This window comes from Clostridium tagluense, assembly GCF_003865095.1.
Lineage (GTDB): Bacteria > Bacillota > Clostridia > Clostridiales > Clostridiaceae > Clostridium_AD > Clostridium_AD tagluense.
This window is the reverse complement of sequence record NZ_BHYK01000022.1, coordinates 36,060-56,982: the sequence shown is the minus strand read 5'-3', so window position 1 is coordinate 56,982 and position 20,923 is coordinate 36,060. Positions and strand designations below refer to the sequence as shown.

The window sequence follows — 20,923 nt, the reverse complement described above, 5'->3', positions numbered from 1 at the left end:
CGTTTTCCAATCTATTAGTACTTCTTTATTCTGAACTATTAAACTAAAAAGTATTCCTAAATATAAAAAAACCTGGACTTAAGTCCAGATTTTTTTACACTATTAATCCATTCCAAGTAATTATCCCCACTATACCATCAACATTTATTTTTTTTATAGTTTGATATTTTAATACCGCTTTTTCAGTATCATTACCAAATATTCCATCTATAATTATATTTAATCTCCACTGAATATAACGGTTAGCAACAATATTATTATTGCCAAATTTAAGCAGAGGCTTACTCAAAATATTTGCAAGTGCTACATTTGTCTTCAAATCATTAATGCCATTTATTTCGAGGCCTACTATGCCTTGGAATCTCTTAACGGAAGATATAGTTTTTTCGCCCATAATTCCATCCTCATTAAGTTTTTTTCCAGTATAATCTAATATATTTAATATATTCAATCCATTTTGCATTTTTAACAATGCAATGTCAACTGAGGGTTTTGCATCTCCATTTTCACTGTCTTTTTCATTAACGGTACTTCCTGTTAGCCCTTTTACAATAGCATTTGCTGTCTTTTCTGCATTAAATCTTTGCATATCCTCTTTAGAATCTACAAATCCACCTTCCACAAGTATAGCAGGCATTTTTGTGTTTTTTAGTACATATAACCAGCTACCATCCTTTACCCCTCTATTAACATAATCTAAGGTTGCTATGGCATCCACAACTCTTTTTGCTATGTCTTTTCCTTCTTTTGATATAGCAAACACTTCTGTTCCACGCCCACCGCCTGAATTAAAATGAATAGACACATAGACATCCACCTTTTCTTCATTTGCTTTATTTACTCTTTTATAAAGCGAGTTTCCTAAATTAGATGCAAAACTTGGAGTGCAATCAACTACCTCATACTTAAGTGCTTTTAGTTTTTCTATAACGCGATCTCCAACTTGTTTATTTAACTCATCTTCTTTTCTTATACCCACAGCTCCCGTGTCTACTGGTGGACAGTTGTGTCCAATATCAATCCCATATTTCAAAGTAATTTTCCTCCCTTTAAACTTTAATTCCAAGTTAATTTTCTATCTCACAATTAAAATATGCTAATATCCATATATTGTGTAATAAAAAACAGTTTTGCAACATATTTTATTTACAAGGCAGTATAAGGATGTGGTTATTTGAAGATTAATATAAAGAAATCTATTTTAATAGTAGTATGTATTTTTTTCTTTTTAAATCTCTCTGGATGCAATTATACATTTAATAAAACTGTTTTTACAAAAAATAAACCGAACAATTATTATTACACAAATTTATTAATGAAAGATTTATCTCTAGAAAAGCCAACAGAGCTTTATGCTCTATATATGAATTTTTATAAGAAGAAGGACTTTTCTGTGGAGGATTTATCTTCATTCACTGGATTTTTCAATTCATTAAATAAAGATAATTTCATAGAAAAGCCAGCTAACTTACCAAATAAACCTTTATATAAAATATTTTTAACCTTTAGTAAAAATAAATATATTATAAATGTCTATAGCCAGAATTCTATTTCCATATATCCCTGGGATGGTGAATACAGCATGGATTACATTGACACAAGTAAAATGTACAAAGCTTATAATCTTTATGGACTATGCAAATACCTTATACCTAAATAAGGTATTTATTTTTTTTCTAGGATAATTGCATTCTCCTCTATAATTAATCACATTATAAGTATATAATTTCTAATATAGATAAGGCACATAGCAATCCATAATTGTTGTGTGTCCAAGATAACTATGAGGAGGTATTCATGCAAGCTATAGATTTTAAAGAGATTAATCAAAAAATATCCAAAAAATTATTAAGTCCAAAATATTTGAAAAGACATGATATTCCAAAAGCTCTTATAGAAGATTTTTTATCAAGCTCATGCTATTTAGAAAACTTAAGAATTATGATAGAATGCATGGATTTTACATGCACACGCACTCTTTTAATTTGTGAACCTGTGATGACTGAGCTGTGCAAAGATAATTTACCCAAAGACATGCTTAAATACCTATATAATTTTGCATTAGATAAATCCTTTCCAGAGGCTGTAACTATTACACTTCATAGTAATTTAGAAACTGCTTGCAGACTATATCTAACAGTTCTTAGAATTGTATGCAATGTTCAAAAAAGTTACAGTGATAGCACTTGGCAAAGTGAATACGCCATGAACTTTTTACTACAGGAAGAAATAGAAAGTTTAGAAAATGACGATGAATATGTAAAATTCACTAAAGCTTTTAAAAAAGACTATATATATGAGATGATGAAACTTAATGGTGAGGTTTTTAAATATAATACCCTTGACCATATTTGTGGAGTGCACTCTCTTTCGGTATATCTTGCAAGGCAACTTAAGCGCAAGAATGTTAAAATAGATTTAGGTAGAGTTTCAGGAGCTGCAGCTGGGCATGATGTTGGAAAATATGGTTGCTTTGGTGATGATCTTAAAAGAGTTCCTCATTTACATTACTATTACACAGATCAATGGTTTAAAAAACATAACATAAACTACATTAGAAATATTGCAATAAATCATTCTACCTGGGATTTAGAGCTTGAAAACCTATCACTAGAATCACTAATATTAATATATTCTGACTTTAGAGTTAAAAATCTCGAAACAAGTTTTGGCCCCACTATGAACATCTTCTCCTTAGATAAATCCTTTAAGGTTATACTCGATAAATTAGAAAATGTTGATGAAAAAAAAGAAAAAAGATATAGAAGGGTATATGCTAAACTAAAAGATTTTGAAGATTATTTAATTAGTATTGGCATTAATACGTGTCTAGATAAAGATGAAAATCATGCAATTCCAAAATCTCCAATTTATTCACTAATGCAAGGAAATGATATAGTTCAAAACCTTAAATATCTTTCTATAAATCATAATATTAACTTAATGCATACCTTGCGTGACGAATTTTCTTTAGATGAGGTATTAGAACAAGCTAGAAGCGAAAAAGACTGGAAGAATTTAAGACAATATATAATGGTGTTTGAAGAATATTCTACATATTTAACTCAAAAACAAAAGCTACAGACTATTAAGTTTCTCTATGATAATCTGACTCATTCTGAAGACGATATTAGACGTGTTTGTGCTCAGCTTATTGGAGTGCTTATAGCTATCTTTGACGAATACTATAGCAAGGAAATTCCCAAAAATGTTAATATAGAAAACCCTAATACACCAAGCTCAGATTTATTTGCGGAATATTTGAATTTGTTACTTTATCCAAGCCACAAAATGATTTCAAGTCATAAAACTTGGATGGGATATAGCACTAGAATTATGGTTAATAGCTTATTTGAAAATTGCAGAAAAAGTATGCTCATCCCCTACAGAAATATTATTCTTAAGTATTATGATTCTGCACACTTTGGCAATACGGAAACTCAATTATTTTTACTCGTAACTGCAAAATATATTCCCATGGAACCTTATGAAGAGAAATTATCCGTATTATTTAAATATGTAATTTCAATGACAAACAAAAGAAGCAGTATTTTAAGGCTTTCTGCCTTAGAAATTATAAACGACTTAATAATAAAGCTTCCAAAATCTAATTATTTAAAAGAAAATTTAATAGGACAGTTTTCCAGTTACTATACTAAAAGTAAACTCCCTGCAGAAAATTTACTTAAACTTAGAATTTTCACACTGCTTAATCTTAAAACTTCTATTCCTATTTTTCAAAAATTTTGTGAAGAGGATTATGCAAAAATACCCGACATATTTTTAAGCAATTTAAAAACAGCAACTGATTGGATAAAAAAGAAAAACCAAATCGATTTATTATTAAATTACACTTTAAATAAAGCCCCTGCCACAGGACTACATACAGCTATTCATTTTTGTAATTTGCTTAAAGTAAGTGCTATTGAGAGTGTTCGCAGTAGAGCCGGCATTGCCATACTTAAAATTATGCCCACACTTACATTACCTGAACGAAATGAAATTTCAGTAGAACTTCTTCGGGCACTAGAGATAGAAGGCCATAGATTTACTGAGTATATTCCACCATATTTCGGTGAAATCCTTCTTTGGTTACAACCTGTGGAGTTAAATGAAATTATTGATGATTTAAAAATCAAAATAAAAATAGCCAATGAAAATGTAAAGCCTCTTATTCTTAAAACTCTAGGTGTGTGCTTAGCTAATTATCCTAAGTACAGAAGTAGATTTATTGAAAAATCAGAGGATTATGATAACCGCCTATTAAATATACTTGGTATACTTTTAAATGGTCTAGCTGATTACAAAACAAAAGTTAAACAGTCCGCCATAAGTACCCTTGGCAAAGATGTTTTTGGTTCTAAACTGCTGTCTTTAGAGGAGAAAATTGTTATATTTAAATTAACTGCAAAAAAAATTCTTACACTAATTACGGAGGATAGCGCAGAACAGTTACTTTTCCTTACAAATTCTGCAGCACTAAATCACATATATAGATTTATATCAGATTTCACTTTCTTTATAGGTGAAATTAATATACCTATTCCTTCAAAAACAGCTTTTTTCCCGGGCACCTTTGACCCCTTCTCCCTTAGTCATAAAAACATTGCAAAATCTATAAGAAATATGGGTTTTGAAGTTTATTTATCTGTAGATGAGTTTTCTTGGTCAAAGAAAACTTTACCAAATTTACTTCGTAAAAATTTACTAAGTATGTCCATTGCAGATGAATTAGATATTTTTATTTATCCAGAAAGCTTTCCAACAAATATTTCTAATCCAGAGGATTTGAAAGTATTAAAGGAAAACTTTAGTGAATCTCAGGTTTATTTCGCTTCTGGCAGCGATGTTATATTAAATGCTACTTGCTATAAGAAGCCTGTAACTGAATTTTCTATACACACTTTTCCACATATAATTTTTGAGCGTGGAAAAAACAAACAATTAGATGAGGCTAAGAAAAGAATCCTTGGAGAAATTAAATTAATAAATCTGCCCTCTAGTTATGCCAGTATTAGCTCTAGTCAAATAAGAAATTATATTGATGACAACCGTGATATTTCAAGCTTAATTGATCCGCTAGTTCAACAGTATATTTATGAAAATGGTTTTTATCAAAGAGAACCACAGGATAAGCTATCACTGGCATATCCTCATATAGATATTGAGTTTGCTGAAGAGTTTACTGAAAGCTTTATAAAAAAGCTCTCTAATTCCTGTAGTGACAAAGAACTTGTTTTCCAAATTTTAACCCAGCTATCGAAAAAAATAGCGCCAAAACTTGTTATAATTAAAAATATCCAAAGTCATGAGATTCTAGGTTTTGCATCAATGCATTGGATTCGTTCCAATATTTTATACAGTGAATTATATGATGATAAATTATCAAGATATGTTCGTGAAAATGCATCTGGTAGAATTATCCTTATTGATCTAGTCTATATAAACAATAAGGAAAAAAGTAAAGAGAAGAATAAAATACTAGAGCAAATACTTATTACAGAGTCTTTAGCTTATGCCTTATCTAAAGATTATGAATATGCAATTTTCAAACCAATTTTACAAGAATTATATGCTCCTTCATTAATAGAACTTCTATATTTACATGGTTTTAAAAAAGTTGATACCACTGATCCTAGTTTAACTGCTCTTGTGGTGGATATGAATAGTCCTTGTGTATTAAACTTAGATTTAGAAAATATTCTTAAAGAACCCTTTAGGAGCAGCGCACGGGTAAAGCAAGTTATTTGCAGTACAAGAAAGCGTTTGCAACAGGTTATATCTAATTTGTATCCTGGAGAACTCGTATTATCCTTTGATAGTGATGTACTTCACCAGCAAATGATAAAAAAGGTTTGTAGTGAAAATGATGTCCCAATTAAAATAAGCCATACAAAGCAAAATGGGGAAGCTATGTGTGTACCTTATGGAGATATTCTTGACAGATATATAGTTCCAAATACTGTTACAAAATCACTACATACAGAAAAGTTTTTTAATCCTGAGCTTAAGGAATTTCATATTGGAGAATTCCCTTATTACTTAAATCTTAAGCATCAAATTAAAATGATAAAGTCTTTTAATAGACCTGTGATACTAGTAGATAATATACTTCATAAAGGTTATAGGATGAAAGCTCTAGACCCTCTCTTAAAAAAGGAGTCCATAAATGTAAAAAAAATTATTGCTGGCATTCTATCTGGGCGAGGAAAGGATCTAATGGATATGCAGCATCGCGATGTTGATAGTGTTTACTTTATACCAAAGCTTAAAATCTGGTTTAATGAGAATACACTATACCCATTTATTGGTGGAGATGCGCTATGGAGAGGCACTTACCCAAAAAGAAACTTACTTCCCTCCATTAATTTAATACTTCCCTATACTTACCCAGTTTTCATAAAAAATGTACTACCCAAAAATCTTTATGAATTATCAAGAGTGTGTATTGAAAATTCTATAGAGCTTTTAAAAGTTCTAGAAAATGAATACCATATCTTATATACTCGCAATTTAACTTTAGCTTCACTCGGTGAAGTATTTACTGTTCCACGCTGTCCTGATATTGGACGTGATATGCATTATGATTTAAATATTTCACCCTCCCACTACCTAGAAAATGATTTACAGCAATTACGTAGGTTAGATAATTTATTATAAATAAAAAGAGGTGCTTAAAATGTTTTACTATATTTGCCATGAAAAATTATTAATATCTAATGAAGAATATCCAAGTCTTGAGATTATGTCTGAAAGTGAAGCCGCAAAATATAAGGGCATGATTTTTGCCCTTAGTAAGATTAGCCCAGAACATGGGCGAAGGAGTTTCTCTGTTTCCCATGAGAATTTTCTCTTTTTAAAAGAAGAAAACTTAAATTTACTTGTAAGGCCTATAGTATCCACTGTGAAAGTGCCACAGTGGGTAAAAGAAGCTATTATTAATAATCGCGTTACATCTTTGAATACCATGTATCCTAACTGGAAGCAGGTATTAACATACAGCTCGCCTAACAAATGGAGAATAAATGTAATAGGACTTGGAGATGTTGGCGGCACTTTACTTACAGGTTTAAAACTCTTAGGCGCTCAAAAAATTCAAAGTCTCGGACTTTACGATAGGGATACAAATCGCAATGAACGCTACAAATATGAACTTAGTCAAATCCTTTCACCAGACATGAATGAAAATTCTATAAATATAGTGTCCTTAAAAGAGGAAGATGTCTTTGACTGTGATATGTTTGTATTTTGTGTATCTGTTGGCGTACCTGAGGTTGGAAAAGAGTCTACAGATGTTAGACTCGCACAGTTTAAAGGTAATTCTAAAGTAATTTCCCACTATGCTACCCTTGCACGTGAAAAAGGATTTATTGGCGTATTTGCAGTAGTATCAGATCCAGTGGATTTGCTTTGCAAAGTAGCATTTGTTGAAAGTAATAAAGATAGTTCCGGGCATATGGACTTTAAGGGCCTAGCTCCAGAACAAATTAGAGGTTATGGCCTGGGGGTTATGAATGCTAGAGCTTGTTATTATGCCATGCAGCAAGATGCTACAAAACATTATATACATGAAGGTAGAGCTTTTGGACCACATGGTGAAGGTCTCATCATAGCAGATAGTATTGAAAATTATAATGAATCACTTTCAGATTCTTTAACTCTTAGCACTAAGACTGCAAATTTAGAAGTTAGATCTACAGGCTTTAAACCATATATTGCTCCAGCTCTTTCTTCTGGAACTTTGTCAATACTCGCCACTATTAATTCACAGTGGCATTATAGTGCAACATTTATTGGGGGTACTTTTATGGGCTCTAGAAATAGACTTATACCTTCTGGAGCTGAGCTTGAAACCTTGAACCTAAATGAAGTACTCTTATGTAAGTTAAATTCAACCTATAAACTTCTTCGTGACTTTATATAACTTATTAAAGAAGTTTGTAAAAAGGGGGTTTTTATGAAGGATCTATTTGTAATTGTACCAAGCAAAAATGTATCTCCCATGCTTTCAGAAATGATAAGCGAGGTTACTCGTTACACCCATTATACTTTAGTGGAGGATGCTTACAATATTCCTGACCTTCAAAACAAGAAAATATTCTTTGCTTCTGAAAGTACAGATATTAATTGTGATATTGCAATGCTGGAGTTTTTTTCGAAATTATATGAAAAGGGCAATAAATGCCTTTTGGGTTCTTCTGCTGCTGTCCTTGTTCATAGTAGTACGGAACATGGTACCAAACGTACAAGTCAAGATATTATATATCTTGCAAACAACTTAGGTTGCTCATTCATAGGGCACAGCGTAGTAGAAGCTACTTCAACCCTTAGAAATTTTCTCACTTGGAAAAAGGTTTTAAATTTGCCCTTAGAAGAAATTTGTTTGAACCTGTGCTCTAGGCTTCGAAATCGATTATTAGAATATAACCCAATTACCATAAATAATCCTAAAGTATTAGTGCTATACTCAAGTCCACATAAAACTTCTAATACTTTGGATTTATGGCATATGACATCGGATCATCTCTCGCTTTACGATATTAGAGAACTACAAATAGAAAATGGAGATGTTTTAGACTGTAAAGGTTGCTCTTATAAATTATGTACTCATTACGGCACTCAAAATAAATGCTTTTATGGTGGAGTAATGGTAGATGATGTTCTTCCCTCCATTGAAAAATCTGATGCAATAATATGGCTATGTCCTAACTATAATGATGCAATAGCTTCAAATTTAACAGCTGTAATAAACAGGCTTACAGTGCTGTATAGAAAAATATCCTTTTATGATAAGAATATTTTTGCAGTGGTGGTATCCGGTAGTTCTGGAAGTGATTCCATTAGTAAACAATTAATTGGAGCCCTAAATGTAAATAAGGGCTTTAGATTGCCACCATATTTTTCTATAATGGCTATTGCTAATGACCCTGGTGAAATTTTTAAAGTTCCTCAAATTCATGAATCAGCTAAAAATTTTGCTGAGAATATTAAAAAGGAAATAAAAGCCTAATGTGCTTTTATTTCCTTTTTAGGTATCTTTTAAAAATAAACCTTATTCTACTTATTAGTTATTTTTTAAAGATTCCTTGATTTGGATTATAGGTTTATTTAGAATTGGATGAATAACATAAGGTGCTATATCACATAATGGCTCTAAAACAAACATTCTTTCCTGCATTCTTGGGTGTGGCAATATTATTTCTTCTTGCGGGCTAATAATATTATCATAAAGTAATACATCCAAGTCTAGAGTTCTAGGACCCCATCTTATAACTCTTTCCCTTTTAAACTCCTTTTCTATAGATAATAGGAATCGTACAAGCTCTACTGGATTTAAAAGTGTTTTTACCTCAATAGCACAATTTAAGAAATCCTCTTGTTCTAGATATCCTACAGGACTTGTTTGATAAAATTTTGATGTTTTTGTTATTTTAGTATGCGGTGAATTATTTATACGCTCTAGTGCGCCCTTAACATTTTTTTCTTTGTCTCCCATATTTCCACCTATACCAATATAAGAAATATGCCATTTTCTATCTACCTCTACTGATACATACCTAAGTGGCTTTCCAATAGGTGCCCAAGGTTTTTTAATTTTAACTACTACTCTTTGGACTAAATCATATTTTAAAAGTATAAATTCCGCTAATTTCTCTGTAGCTTTTTCTATTAAATCATAGCTTTCCTTCTTAAACTCTTCCTCCACAAATTGGCAAAGCTCACCATAATGAACTGTTTTAGTTAAGTCGTCAGTTGTGCCTGCTTCCCTTAAACTAAGGAAAAGCTCTAGTGAAATTAAAAATCTTTGTCCTAAGTTTTTTTCCTCTTTAAATACACCATGATGGGCGTATACTTCTAAGTCTTTTATATAAATTTTGTCCATAGTATTTATGTCCCCCCTATATTCCTTTGTAACTAAGAGTATTTCTTAAATTTACATTGTCATCTTTTAACTTCTGCATATAGCATCCGTCATAACGCAAACCCTTTTATTCTCGAGTATATCATGCACTCTTATAAATTCACAACCCTTCATTATTCCTATAGTAGTAGTTGCAAGTGTCCCACAAAGCCTTTCGCTTGCAGGTAAATCCAGTGCAAATCCTATCATGGATTTTCTTGAGGTTCCAAGCAGTACTGGATATCCTAAGCTATTTAGCTTTTCTAGGTTATTCATAGTTTTTAAATTTTCCTCATAACTTTTTGCGAAACCAATACCAGGGTCTAGGATTATATTTTCACTTTTAACTCCCGCCTTTATTGCTATTGCTATACTTTCTTCTAAATCTTTTAATATATCCACCATTAAATTGTTATACTGCCTATTATCTCTATTGTGCATTAAACAACAAGGCACATTATACTTAGCTGCAACTTTTGCAATGTAATCGTCCTTCTTAAACCCCCATACATCATTAATCATGGCTGCCCCTGCTTTTATGGCAAGTTCTGCAACCTTACCTTTATATGTATCCACAGAAATAGGAACCTCTATCTCCCTCTTTAAAGCCTCTATAATAGGCACTACTCTTTTAATCTCTTCTTCTTCACTTACAGAATTATGCCCTGGTCTTGTAGATTCACCACCAATATCGATAATATCTACTCCCTCAGAGACCATTTTTTTGGCATGCTTTATGGCTGCCTCCATATTATTAAATCTTCCCCCATCAGAAAAAGAATCAGGGGTAACATTTAAAATTCCCATTATGTACGTCCTTTTACCAATTTCAAAATCTTTGTTTCCTATTTTCATAAACTTCCTCCTAAAAAATAATTTTCAATATGTTATCTTCAAGTTTTTCTTCTCCACAGGCCATTTGCAATCATAAATAGCCCTACAGTTAGCACAATTTCTTGAAAGCTTGTCACACTTGTATAATATGTAGCTTAGACTATTTAATTTTTCAGTATTATTTCTATGATTTCCTATAGCCTCTATAATTTCATCTATTTCTTCAATATCATAACTACACTGCTTCAATATTTCACTCGCAATTTTCACACTAGCGGTATCATGAGCTGTTCCATTCTCATATTCTTCTCCACGACCTATATCATGCAAAAGTGCAGTTGCATAAATCATATATTGGGGTATATTTAAAGTATTTTCTAAACTTATTATGTACATAAGTCTTGCCACATCTAAAAAGTGCGGCATATCATGTTTGCAAAATTCTCTTTGTTTTTCTAGATTTTCTATCTTTTTTAAATTATACTGAAAACTACGGTTTTCTATAATAATATTGATTTTATCATTTATTAAATTTTTATCTATTGTTTCCACCCCTTTGGAGTAGTATTTAGGCGACTTCAAACAAATAACAAATCAATTTGCTAGTCTATTTTTCTATGCCTTATTCCTTATAATTTTCTACACATCTATCATAATACTTTTTTATTTGGGAAACAACCAAACTTTCATTAAAAATTTTATCTTGGATTTTATTTATCTTCATTATACCCATAATACTATTAGTTATAAAAACGCCCTCTGCTTTTATTAATTCATCATATGTAAACTCACCTTCTTGGATTTCAAATCCCATTGACAATGAATTTTGTATAATAAAATCTCGAATAATCCCCGGTAGTAAGCCACATTTAATATTTGGCGTAAATATAATCCCATTTTTCACAAAAAATATATTACTTACAGCTCCCTCACTTATAAATCCTTCTGTATTTAAAAATAGTGCTTCATTATAGCCTTTTTTTATAATCTTATCTCTTTCAATAATATTCTCTACGTAGTTAAAGGATTTAACATAAGTTAAATTAGAATGTGCATTTCGCCGTGTCTCACTTAATCCTAAAGAAAACCCTCGCGCGTAGTCACTATCTATATATGGAATTTCTCTTTTAGTAATTATAGTATTTTTCTCAGATACCATAATCTTAAGCACAGAGTTTTTAAGGCTAAGCTTTTCCACGCCAGCAAAAATTTCAGCTTCTGTAATTTCTTTATTTACCCCTAGTGTGCTAAGTCCACTATTTAACCTTTTTATATGCTCTCTAAGAAATATTGGTTTTTCTTTAACTAATATAGTCTCAAAGACTCCTCTTCCAAAGAAAAAGCCACTATCAAGAGATATCTTGTCTTCGCTTAAGTTACCATTTATAAGTATCATAATACCTCCTTAGGTGTCACCCATGTAGCACTACTCTATAATACTCGCATCAGAGCCTTTGCTTTATCTAAGGTTTCATCATATTCGCATTCTTCATTAGAATCCCAAGTTATTCCGCCACCTACGCCAAAATAAGCCTTATTGTCTTTTATTAAGATTGTTCTAATAATTATATTTAAATCCACATTTCCATCAAAGCCTAAATATCCAAGTGCCCCTGTATACACATTTCGACCTACTGGCTCTAATTCCTCAATAATTTCCATTGAACGTATTTTAGGTGTCCCTGTTATAGAACCTCCTGGAAAACAAGCCTTAATGCATTTTAGAGGGCTTATCCCATCTTTTAGTTCACCTACTACTGTAGATACCAAATGAAATACTGTACTATACTCCTCTAATTTAAAAAGTTCAGTTACTTTAACAGAGCTGGGTTTGCATACTTTACTTAAATCGTTTCGCTCTAAATCCACCACCATCAAAAGTTCAGCCTTATCTTTTTCGCTATTTATTAATATATTTTTATTTTTCAAATCTTCTGATTCATCTATTCCTCTTGGCATAGTGCCCTTTATAGGCCTAGTTTCTACCCTTCTATTTTTAATTGACAGAAATCTTTCTGGGGAGGAGCATATTATATTAAAATCTTCAAAGTTCATAAAGGCAGCAAAAGGAGCTGGATTTATATGTCTTAAGTCTTTATATATTTTATATGCACTTTTACGGGTGTTACAACTAAATCTTTGAGTTAAATTGGTAATATATATATCCCCACTTTTTATATACGCTCTTACCTTTGATACAGTATTGATATAATCCTTCTTTTCAAAACCCGAAGTAAATTTATTCACTATGCTTCCTACTTTTTCATATACAATTTTATGGCCCTTTTGTATCCGCTCTGCAATATCTAAAATACTGTCTTTTGGTGGTTTAAGTATGCCTAGTGCAGATATATAAACACTACTTTCAAGATTATCTAAGATAATAACGTTGTCATAAAAATTATAAATGCAATGTGGTATATCTATATCTTGATTTGCTATATTAGGTAGCTCTTCAACTTCCCTAGCAAGGTCGTAGGAAAAATACCCCATTCCGCCAGCTACAAAAGGAAGCTCAGTATTGTTTTCTATAGCATATTCTTTTATGATTTTATTTAACTCTTCAAAGGTATCCCCTGCATATACTTCTTCTCCCTTGTAGCATATACCATCTTTACTTTTAAAAGTTAAAAAACAGTTAACCCCTATAAAAGAGTATCTTCCTAAAGTTTCCGCATCTCTAGCACTATCTAATAACATTGTATTTAAATCTTCTTTAAATAGTGAATATATCTCAAATCCATCAAGTTTTGTGTTGAATTTTTCAATTAGTAGCTTCATTTTTTCTCCTTAGCTTTTTATAACTTTATTTTTAGTTCTGACCTCATTAATAAAATTCTTAAGAATTTCGTGTCCATACTCAGTTAGCTCTGCTTCAGGGTGAAACTGTACCCCTTCAATCAGGTACTGCTTATGTCTTATTCCCATTATAACCCCATCCTCCGTCTCACTAGTTATCTCTAGCACATCTGGTAGTGATTCTCTCTCTATTATTAAGGAATGATATCTTGTAACCTTCATTGGACTTACAATATTCTTAAACATATATTTTCCACTATGTACAATTTCAAATACTTTTCCATGTACTGGCTGGGTTCCTTGAATAATTTTACCACCAAACACCTTACCAATAATCTGATGACCGAGGCATATTCCCAAAATAGGTATACTCTCTTTAAATGTTTCCACTATTTCCATGCAAATTCCTGCATATTCTGGAGATTTTGGACCAGGTGAAATTATTATGGCTTCTGGTTTAATTCTCTCAATATCTGAAAAGGTAATTTTATCGTTTCTATAAATTAATATTTCCTCACCTAATTCTTCAAAGTATCTAACTAGGTTGTATACAAATGAATCATAGTTGTCTATCATCAAAAACATAATCTATCTCCTATTCTCTTATAATTACCTATTATAGCAAATATTTTGCAGAAAATCATTAGGATTAGGATAAGAGTTCACTAAAAGTGATTCATATATTCTTTAAAATTAAACGTATATATTACTAAAACTGTTTAGAATTTGTGGTATTTCTCCAAATAATAATTATTATTTGTTAGAAACCCCTTTTAATATTCACCATTATTAGTTAAAATGATATTATATAAATAAAATATCATAATTATTTTTTAGTTACTTTAATATTATTTATGATAAACTTTAAATTCGAGGTGATTTTATGTACAACAGAGGTGATTTCCATCTTCATACAAATGCATCTGATGGAAAACTAAGTCCTAAGGAATTAATTTATATAGCTTCTACAAGAGGTTTAGATATTATTGCAATAACAGATCATGACACTACTTTAAATGTTGAAGAAGGAATTATAGAAGGTGCACGTGAAAATATAAGGGTAGTTCCTGCCATAGAGCTCTCTACTATTCACAATAAAGAAAGTATTCATATTTTAGGTTATTTTAAAGATGATAGTTATAAAAATGGTGTTTTTCAAAATTACTTAAAAGAAATGGAAATTTATAGAGTATTAAGAGCTGAAAAAATAGTGGAAAATTTAGATACATTTTTCAAAATAAAATTAGATTACCAGAAAATTTTAGATGATGCTAAAGGGGTAATAGCTAGACCTCATATAGCTAAAGCTATAATGAATGCTGGTTACAAATATGATTGGAAATATATATTTGATAATTTGCTTTCAAACGATAGCCCTGCATACGTGCAAACCAAGAAAATCTCAACAGCCGATGGTATAGATATGTTAAAGAAAGTTAATGCATTGGTAGTACTTGCACACCCTGTGCTAATTAAAAAGTCTTCTATAGATGAAATGATGTGTTTCGATTTTGATGGTATTGAAGCCGTCTATCCAATAAATACAAAAAAACAAAAAGCCTTTCTAAAAGCAAAGGCTAGAGAGTATAATAAGTTTATTACTGCTGGTTCAGATTTCCATGGGATTACAACCTCAGATACCAGTCATGGTGTAATTGGTTCAGTTTTCCTAAGTCATAATGAACTAGCTGCCTTTGTAAATGAATTAGACAAATAAAAGGGATGTTTTCACATCCCTTTTATCATGTCATTTAATGCGTAAAAAAAGTATATATTACGTAAACTGCATTCGATCAAGCTTTAGTAATTCTTAGATAATTTTATGAAAGATACGTGAAGAAAAGTACATGTTTGAGCGCTAGCGAGTTTGTACTTTTTAGTATCTTTCATAAAATTATCTTAGAATTACTTAGCGCAGTGAGATGCAGTTGTAGTAATATATACTTTTTTTCTTTATATTTCTATTAAAAATGCTTCGTAAGCTCTAAAGGCTTCATAAATATCTGCTTTACTTGCAATTTCCCATGGTGCATGCATGTTATGAAGAGCAACTCCTGAATCAATAACCTGCATACCATACTCAGCTAGTATATAAGCTATAGTGCCACCGCCGCCTTGATCTACTTTGCCAAGCTCTGATGTTTGCCATGAAATTTTATGTTTAGCCATTATAGTTCTAAGCTCTGCAATAAATTCTGGGTTTGCATCGTTGCATCCGCCTTTCCCGCGAGCTCCAGTATACTTGTTAAAAACTATACCTTTACCAAAATATGCAGAATTACGTTTTTCCATAACTGAAGGAAAGTTTGGGTCATATGCCGCACTTACGTCAGAAGATAACATTTTAGAACTCGCGAGTGCTCTTCTTACTTTTAAGTCACTATATTCTCCCATTAAATTAACAACTTCAGCTACTGTGTTTTCAAAGAATCTAGATTGCATTCCTGTTGCGCCAATACTGCCTACTTCTTCTTTGTCCACAAGTAAAACAATACAAGTTTTGTCTGTTTCTTTGATATTCATTAATGCTTCATAAGATGTATAAGCACAAACTCTGTCATCATGTCCATAAGCCATAATCATACTGCTATCTAGTCCATAGCTTCTAGCACGCCCTGCAGGTACTACTTCTAGTTCAGAAGATACAAAATCTTCTTCATCTATGTCATATTTATCATTTAAAAGTCTTAATACATTTAACTTAACTCTATTTTTAGCTTCCTTATCTTCTACTGGTATACTTCCCATAAACACATTTAAATCTTCGCCTTCAATGCCCTTTGCCATAGTTTTTTGCATTTGGTCTGCAGATAAGTGAATTAGAAGATCTGATATTCCCACTACTGGTTCTTTTTCATCTTCTCCTATTACTATATCTACTACAGTGCCATCTTTCTTAACCACAACACCATGGATAGCTAAAGGTATAGTCACCCATTGATATTTCTTAACTCCACCATAATAATGTGTTTTAACTAATGCTAAATCAGAATCTTCATATAATGGATTTTGTTTTAAATCAAGTCTTGGCGAGTCAACATGAGCCCCTAAAATTTTAAAACCCTTTTCAATAGGCTCAGAACCAATTAAAAATAATGCTAAAGTTTTTCCCATGCAGTTTGCATAAACTTTATCACCGGCTTTTAATGCAGTGCCATCTTTTATATAAGTATCAATGTTTTTGTAACCATTTGTTTCAGCTAAAGTAATAAATTCAGTTACGCACTCTCTTTCAGTTTTGCATTTTGACATAAAATCTATATAATTATCAGATAATGTGAATACTTTTTCCAAATCACTTTTAGTGTATTTGTCCCAAGCTAATTCATATTTTTTTTCTAAATCTTTAACATCAGACATGTTTACTTACCCCCTAATATAAATACTTTTTATATTTACTATTCTACTAAATATTTTATTGAATTACAAATGCCAAAAATGTCTTAAAAAATCATTTTTGGGTTTAGTTGGTCCTAAATCAAATAAAACTTTCAAATTTTACAAATAAACAGTATATTTATGGTATTCACTGTATATTTTTGAAGTTTTATTATCTGAAAATTGCATATTATTAAAATAATTTATTTTTTAATTATTTTTTAATTATTTCGAGCTGCAGTTACTTCCTCTATTCTCATATTTATGGTCTCAACAGGCGTTATCTTAGAATTCAAACTATATCTATAATTAGCTGCGGCAGCTTCTATAATCACTGCTATATTTCTACCCGGCCTAATTGGCAATGTTATCTTTCTTAAAGGCACATTTAAAATGTCCATAAATTCATTATCTATACCAAGTCTATCATATTCTTCATTCTCATTCCACAGAGTAAGTGAAATATATATACTAATAGTCTTAGTGTTTAGAACAGAACTCATACCATAAATCGCTGGAATATCTATTATTCCCATACCTCTCACTTCCAGCATACCTGAGGTTATATATGGACAACTTCCTAGGAGCACACCATCAATTTCTTTAATGTCTACCGCGTCATCTGCAATAAGTCTATGTCCCCTTTTGATTAATTCTAAGGCACATTCACTCTTACCTATACCACTTTCACCACTAAGTAATATTCCTATGCCATAAACATCTACTAGAACTCCATGAAGTCTAGTTTCTGGGGCTAGCTTAGTGTCTAAGAAATTTGTAAGCTTACTAATAAATCTTGTGGAAATTAATTTGGTCCTTAAAATCCATGTACCATTTTCCTGCGCTGCCTTAAGAATTTCCGTGTGAGGTTCCAAATCCCTAGTAAAAATAACACAAAACGGATCTAATTTAAAATATTTATTAATTCGTTTCTTCCTAAGTTCTACTTCCATGCAGTCCAGAAATCCCCACTCTGCCATGCCTATTAATTGAACCCTCTTATTATCAAAATACTGATAAAAGCCTGCAATTTGAAGCCCTGGTCTATTAATATCACTAACATTAATTAATTTACCCTTTTCTCCTTGCACTAAAACCTCTAACTTAAAATTCTCTATTAATTCCTCTATAGTAACATCCATTAAATTCCCCCACCTCTACTCATTAGTAAATTTATTGTTTTTAATCCTTCTATTATACTTTTTTTATTGTATCTAGTTGCGCTCTAAAATTTCTTTTAACATTATCAATATACTTTTGTCTTAATTCTTGCTGCTCTGCTTTCTCCTCACCCGTAAGTCCCTCTTCTTTACTTTTCTTGTAAAGGTAATTTATTCTATTGGTTAACTCATCTATACCCATAATATCACTCCTATACTATTTTTAACTTTTTTATTAGTAACTATTGAAAATTAAACGTGTTCTATTTCTTATAATTATAGCACAAGAAATTTAAGACCTTTTTCGTCATTTACATATTATGTAAAATAGCTTTCTCAAACATTTGCGTGGGTTTATTTGGTATATTTTACCATATTGTGTTTAATTATTTCCCCCATTTATAGTCTATTTTGTAATTTTGTATATTTTATTGACTAAGAAAAAACCTAACATGATTTGAATAATTTGGTATACTATATTTGCTTTACAAAAACAAAATTAACAACAAGGAGTACACGTATATGAATAAGAGGTATAAATTTATGAATATTAAATTACAACTTATAAAAAGAGAATTAGAATCATTAAGACTGATATTGCATTTTCTACTGAATTTTAAAAAGCCTACAGATAAAATAGTTGTGTCTTGCAGTCAGCAATTAGATGAAGTTATTGTTAAGTATGAAAAAGTTAAAGCCACTTGCAAAAAAGTGGCTTAACCGTCCACCTATTATTATAAAAGAAATTTATATATCTAGTTCAAATAAAATATCATCAATTTCTATATCTGCATCTTCACCATAAAAAACTACAGCGAATTCATTAAATTCATATGCATCTTGTGATATATCACAGCCAATAAACTCGTACTCAATTTCCATTTGCTCCGCACATTCCTCCATAATATCTTCCACATTGTCTGCCGCAATATCGCTTAAATAAGGTAGAAAATATTCTTCGTACCAGTCCTCTTTATCCTTTTTAAAATCGCCTTCTTCATTTGCATAACAGTTAGCTGCTTCTATTTCTACTTCATCATAATAATATTTAAATTTTATAGCTATGGTGCCCTTTTTATATTGAATTTCAGCTATATCACTTAAATCATTTGTTTTTAAAAAATTTATTATATATTGTTTATTCATATAAATCCCCTCCATACTATATTTGCAAATTATTCATTGGTACTTTATGCTTATTTAAATAATACTAGAAATAGCTTTTTTTTTCTATAACAAATTCAAATAATATCAATTAATATATTTATGTATCATATTATTTACATATGAAATGCTTTTAATTCTTTATAAAAAAAGGAAAACTCCACTATTAAATCATCTCCTGCGGAGCTGCAATTAACGACTTCAGAAGGAGCTTTAGATTCCCACTTAAGTTTTTTCTTTGTTGCAGCATGTAACTCCCACTTATATAAGTAGGATACTTTCCTTCTGAAATATCATTAAAGTAAAATTTTCCTTTTTAATTATTTATTTGAGGTAAACTGTGATTGACTATTTTAAAATTTCTAAATAGGCTTCCACAAAGTTGTCAGCCATTTCATATTCCTTAGTACTTGGAACAAATTTAAATTTAAGTCCCTCTTCTACCACGTTAAATTTTAAAGATTTTAGCCTTTGTGTAAGCATAGGAATGCCTTCTCCACTCCATCCGTATGATCCAAAAGCTGCTGCTGCTTTGCCTCTATTGGTTATTGCACACACAAGAGATAAAACGTCCCAAGCAGGTTTTACAGCATCTTGATTAATAGTTGGAGAACCTATCATAATACCACTAGCTTTTTCAATTAATTCCACAATATCGCTTAAATTCATGGATGTAATTTCATGAGCCTCAGCTTTTATACCATTTTCATTGATTTTCTTAGCTAAATATTTTCCAACAGTTTCAGTATTACCATAAGCTGAAACATAAAAAATCTGAACATTTTTTTCTTTTATTTCATAAACTTTAGCCCATTCTCTATAAAGGTCTAAATACATTTTAATGTCATCTATATGTATAGGTCCATGACTTGGTGCTATCATATCTAATTCTAAATCTTTGATTTTATCCAGACCCATATTTACAAACTTTTTAAAAGGTCCCATTATAACATCAAAATAATATTTCATTTCATCAAAATAATCACCTGAACAAGCATCCGTTATACAATTAGTTGGTGAATAGTGACAGCCCATTACATCACAAGTAAATAATATTTTTTCTTGCTTAATATATGTAAAGATTGTATCAGGCCAATGTAAATTTGGTGCTGATATAAATTGTAAGGTATTTTTACCTAAACAAATTTCTTCTATTGCTGGCTTACTGTTAAATTCCTTATTAGTAATTTCTTTCAAATAGCTTATAGCAGCTTTTGAAGCAACAACAACAGCCTCTGGATAAACTTCTAAGAACTTAGATAAAGAACCACTATGATCCAGTTCTGTATGTTGAACAACTATGTAATCAACTTTTCTTTCTCCAATAACGCCTTTTATTTTACCTAAAAACTCTTCAAAATAACCATCTTTAACACAATCTATTATAGCAACTTTTTCATCGTCTATTAAATATGAATTATAAGTAGTTCCTTTTTTTGTTTCCATTATAATATCAAACACCCTAAGCTCTGGGTTGTTTACACCAATCCAATAAATATTGTCTTTTAACTTTGTTGTTTTCATTCTAAAATCCTCCTTGTAGTTCTCTGGGCAAGATAACAATCATCAACTGTTATTACCCCTATAAACTTATATGATTTTAATCCTCTTATATATAATATATTTTACCACATTTAGCAAACCTGTTCAACTAATAATTATTATTCGTTAGTAGTTTTTTAGTAAT

18 protein-coding genes are annotated in these 20,923 nt (G+C 30.9%); 6 read left to right on the top strand and 12 right to left on the bottom strand.

Annotation, left to right across the window (positions count from 1 at the left end; all coding sequences use genetic code 11):
* Positions 1–94: 94 nt before the first annotated feature.
* Complete coding sequence (locus tag Ctaglu_RS17350) at positions 95–1,033, bottom strand: N-acetylmuramoyl-L-alanine amidase (RefSeq protein WP_125004005.1); 939 nt, start codon at positions 1,031–1,033, stop codon at positions 95–97.
* A gap of 141 nt (positions 1,034–1,174) precedes the next feature.
* On the opposite strand from Ctaglu_RS17350, the gene Ctaglu_RS17345 reads away from it, so the two are divergent.
* The 4 genes from Ctaglu_RS17345 to Ctaglu_RS17330 all read left to right on the top strand — a co-directional run bounded on the left by Ctaglu_RS17345 (position 1,175) and on the right by Ctaglu_RS17330 (position 9,010).
* Entirely contained in the window at positions 1,175–1,660 is a 486-nt protein-coding gene (locus tag Ctaglu_RS17345; protein WP_125004003.1) for a DUF4883 family protein, read from the top strand.
* A 137-nt stretch (positions 1,661–1,797) separates the two neighbouring features.
* Positions 1,798–6,660 (top strand): nucleotidyl transferase family protein, encoded by a 4,863-nt coding sequence (locus tag Ctaglu_RS17340; protein WP_125004001.1) that lies wholly within the window; start codon positions 1,798–1,800, stop codon positions 6,658–6,660.
* Between the two features lie 19 nt (positions 6,661–6,679).
* A complete protein-coding gene (locus Ctaglu_RS17335) occupies positions 6,680–7,924 on the top strand; it encodes a lactate/malate family dehydrogenase (RefSeq protein WP_125003999.1) in 1,245 nt (414 codons plus the stop codon).
* Positions 7,925–7,957: 33 nt separating this feature from the next.
* Positions 7,958–9,010 (top strand): flavodoxin family protein, encoded by a 1,053-nt coding sequence (locus Ctaglu_RS17330; protein WP_125003997.1) that lies wholly within the window; start codon positions 7,958–7,960, stop codon positions 9,008–9,010.
* 54 nt (positions 9,011–9,064) lie between these two features.
* On the opposite strand, the gene folK is transcribed toward Ctaglu_RS17330, so the two are convergent.
* The 6 genes from folK to Ctaglu_RS17300 all read right to left on the bottom strand — a co-directional run bounded on the left by folK (position 9,065) and on the right by Ctaglu_RS17300 (position 14,119).
* Positions 9,065–9,883, bottom strand: coding sequence for a 2-amino-4-hydroxy-6-hydroxymethyldihydropteridine diphosphokinase (folK, locus tag Ctaglu_RS17325; RefSeq protein ID WP_125003995.1), 819 nt, complete (start codon positions 9,881–9,883; stop codon positions 9,065–9,067).
* Positions 9,884–9,949: 66 nt separating this feature from the next.
* Positions 9,950–10,756, bottom strand: a complete 807-nt coding sequence (gene folP, locus Ctaglu_RS17320) for a dihydropteroate synthase (RefSeq protein WP_125003993.1) — start codon at positions 10,754–10,756, stop codon at positions 9,950–9,952.
* Positions 10,757–10,780: 24 nt separating this feature from the next.
* On the bottom strand, positions 10,781–11,287 hold the full coding sequence (locus Ctaglu_RS17315) for an HD domain-containing protein (protein ID WP_233439844.1): 507 nt from the start codon (positions 11,285–11,287) through the stop codon (positions 10,781–10,783).
* A gap of 70 nt (positions 11,288–11,357) precedes the next feature.
* A complete protein-coding gene (locus Ctaglu_RS17310) occupies positions 11,358–12,131 on the bottom strand; it encodes an aminotransferase class IV (protein ID WP_125003991.1) in 774 nt (257 codons plus the stop codon).
* A 35-nt stretch (positions 12,132–12,166) separates the two neighbouring features.
* On the bottom strand, positions 12,167–13,516 hold the full coding sequence (gene pabB, locus Ctaglu_RS17305; protein ID WP_125003989.1) for an aminodeoxychorismate synthase component I: 1,350 nt from the start codon (positions 13,514–13,516) through the stop codon (positions 12,167–12,169).
* A 9-nt stretch (positions 13,517–13,525) separates the two neighbouring features.
* Entirely contained in the window at positions 13,526–14,119 is a 594-nt protein-coding gene (locus Ctaglu_RS17300; RefSeq protein WP_125003987.1) for an anthranilate synthase component II, read from the bottom strand.
* Between the two features lie 298 nt (positions 14,120–14,417).
* On the opposite strand from Ctaglu_RS17300, the gene Ctaglu_RS17295 reads away from it, so the two are divergent.
* Positions 14,418–15,251: a PHP domain-containing protein gene (locus tag Ctaglu_RS17295; protein WP_125003985.1), complete on the top strand. Its 834-nt coding sequence runs from the start codon at positions 14,418–14,420 to the stop codon at positions 15,249–15,251.
* A gap of 236 nt (positions 15,252–15,487) precedes the next feature.
* Here Ctaglu_RS17295 and Ctaglu_RS17290 read toward each other — a convergent pair whose 3' ends face one another.
* The 3 genes from Ctaglu_RS17290 to Ctaglu_RS17280 all read right to left on the bottom strand — a co-directional run bounded on the left by Ctaglu_RS17290 (position 15,488) and on the right by Ctaglu_RS17280 (position 18,274).
* The gene (locus Ctaglu_RS17290; RefSeq protein ID WP_125003983.1) at positions 15,488–16,894 is read right to left on the bottom strand and encodes an aminopeptidase; all 1,407 of its coding nucleotides are present in this window, start codon (positions 16,892–16,894) and stop codon (positions 15,488–15,490) included.
* Positions 16,895–17,133: 239 nt separating this feature from the next.
* On the bottom strand, positions 17,134–18,054 hold the full coding sequence (gene hprK / locus Ctaglu_RS17285) for an HPr(Ser) kinase/phosphatase (RefSeq protein ID WP_125003981.1): 921 nt from the start codon (positions 18,052–18,054) through the stop codon (positions 17,134–17,136).
* A gap of 52 nt (positions 18,055–18,106) precedes the next feature.
* Positions 18,107–18,274, bottom strand: coding sequence for a DUF896 domain-containing protein (locus tag Ctaglu_RS17280; RefSeq protein WP_125003979.1), 168 nt, complete (start codon positions 18,272–18,274; stop codon positions 18,107–18,109).
* A gap of 320 nt (positions 18,275–18,594) precedes the next feature.
* Here Ctaglu_RS17280 and Ctaglu_RS17275 point away from each other — a divergent pair, with 320 nt between their 5' ends.
* Complete coding sequence (locus Ctaglu_RS17275) at positions 18,595–18,792, top strand: aspartyl-phosphate phosphatase Spo0E family protein (RefSeq protein WP_125003977.1); 198 nt, start codon at positions 18,595–18,597, stop codon at positions 18,790–18,792.
* Between the two features lie 27 nt (positions 18,793–18,819).
* Here the strand turns inward: Ctaglu_RS17275 and Ctaglu_RS17270 are convergent, their stop codons facing one another.
* Positions 18,820–19,218: a hypothetical protein gene (locus Ctaglu_RS17270; RefSeq protein ID WP_125003975.1), complete on the bottom strand. Its 399-nt coding sequence runs from the start codon at positions 19,216–19,218 to the stop codon at positions 18,820–18,822.
* A gap of 366 nt (positions 19,219–19,584) precedes the next feature.
* Positions 19,585–20,760: an FprA family A-type flavoprotein gene (locus Ctaglu_RS17265; protein WP_125003973.1), complete on the bottom strand. Its 1,176-nt coding sequence runs from the start codon at positions 20,758–20,760 to the stop codon at positions 19,585–19,587.
* Positions 20,761–20,923 lie beyond the last annotated feature (163 nt).